This is a genomic window from Candidatus Methanoperedens nitratireducens (assembly GCF_900196725.1).
GTDB classification, from domain to species: Archaea; Halobacteriota; Methanosarcinia; order Methanosarcinales; family Methanoperedenaceae; genus Methanoperedens; species Methanoperedens nitroreducens_A.
Map to the genome: position 1 here is coordinate 1 of NZ_FZMP01000139.1, position 1,282 is coordinate 1,282.

The 1,282-nt window shown below is 46.7% G+C and carries 1 protein-coding gene; it reads left to right on the forward strand.

The features are described from left to right. Nucleotides 1–89 precede the first annotated feature (89 nt). Nucleotides 90–950 (forward strand): universal stress protein, encoded by an 861-nt coding sequence (locus MNV_RS09820; protein ID WP_096205646.1) that lies wholly within the window; start codon nucleotides 90–92, stop codon nucleotides 948–950. Nucleotides 951–1,282 lie beyond the last annotated feature (332 nt).

A 1,282-nucleotide genomic window follows, 5' to 3' on the forward strand; every position in this document is an offset into this window, starting at 1 on the left:
TTTTTATTTACCTTTTCTCAAAGATATTTGCCGCTGCATCAATAGTTTGAAATAGTAGGAACAAGAAAATAATTAGAAGGGAGGATAGTATGTTCGAGAAGGTATTATTTCCAACTGACTTTTCAGAGTACGCTTTGAAAAACCTTGAGTGCATTGGTGAAATTCCGGGAGTGAAAGAGGTCGTGCTCCTGCATGTGGTAGATGCCACGCATCCCTCAAAGAGGGGATGGACGCACGGTCCCCATGTCGAGAATGCAAAGATCCACCTGGAAGAGCAGAAGGAGCATCTTGAGAGCCTGGGGTTGAAAGCAAGAGCGAAAGTGGATGTGATAACGGCGGGCGACGTCACCAGGACAATCCTTGATATTGCAGATAAGGAGAATGTTTCGTTAATCGTACTGGGTGCGCGCGGGAAGAGCATTATCAGAGGTCGTTTACTCGGCGGTGTATCCGCAAACGTGATGCGACACGCAAAGACCGATGTTCTCATTATGCGCTACAAATTGACAGAAAGCCTTGACGGTAAACCGCTTGAGAAGTTCTGCCAGCGGATCTTCTCAAAAGTACTGCTGCCTACTGATTTCTCCGAGCCTTCCACGGCTGCGCTGTCCTTTGTAAGAAATCTTGAGGGAATCCATGATGTGGCGCTTGAGCATGTTGTCAGTAAAGGCGAGACGCAGGAGGAGATAGAAGCAAGCGTTTCTGAGGCAAAGAAAAAGCTTGAGGAGATAGGACAGGAATTCAGCAGCAAAGGCATCATAGCAAAAACCCACGTTCATGTTGGCGACCCTTCTCATGAGATTAACTCCGCGGCTGAGGAAGAGGATGTATCTCTGATAGCGATGGCAAGGCACGGGAAAGGCTGGTTCAGGGAGCTGCTGGTGGGAAGCACGACGTTCGCCGTGGTGAGGAATTCCAAAAGACCTGTTCTGGTCGTAAAAGCTAAGTAAAAGGTTATGAGCTTGCCGGAGTATATGCATTCGCCAGAGTAGATTTCTGCAAAAGCAGCTTATGTTCCGGGAGAAATGGTCATCCGGCATAGGTTTTAATCTTGCCAGCATTTACTTTGCTATTGGAATAGGCAACCTCTGTCGGTTCTTGTGCATTACGGATAAAAATGGGGCGGCAGAAGTATACAGGGATTATTTACACTCAGGGTGATCTGGCTTGGTTGATTCCGGTACACATAAAAGAAAACGGATAAGAGCGGTAAAGCCGACAAAATCACAGTTAAACGCTCTTGAGAAACTTAAAACCTGACATAGTGTCAAATGACCCTCTA